Source organism: Alteromonas sp. AWJ4_199 (assembly GCF_056159165.1).
In genome coordinates this window covers 1-249 of the sequence record NZ_JBSWUR010000007.1, presented here as the reverse complement: position 1 = coordinate 249, position 249 = coordinate 1, and the positions used below count along the sequence as shown (strand labels likewise).

At 41.8% G+C, this 249-nt stretch carries 1 protein-coding gene; it reads left to right on the top strand.

Translation table 11 applies throughout. From position 1 onward, the window contains the following. A partial coding sequence (locus ACXAER_RS19565) for a transposase (protein ID WP_474832226.1) occupies positions 1-249 on the top strand: 249 nt, incomplete at both ends.

Sequence of the window (249 nt, the reverse complement as noted above, 5' to 3'; positions counted from 1 at the left end):
CATCAATGGCATTTAAGCGAGGAGAATAACAACAACCTACAACGCTACTTAGCTGACTATCCGGTGTTAAAAACACTGTATGAGGTCAAACAGAAGCTCATCAGGTATATGCTGTTAAAGACTATGAATGAAAAACGAATGGAGCAGACATTACCGAGGTTCTTAGACTTGCTTGAACAGTTACATCACAGTCCACTTCGTACACTGGCCAAAACCTTAACTTCGTGGTTGCAACCTATCATCGCCATG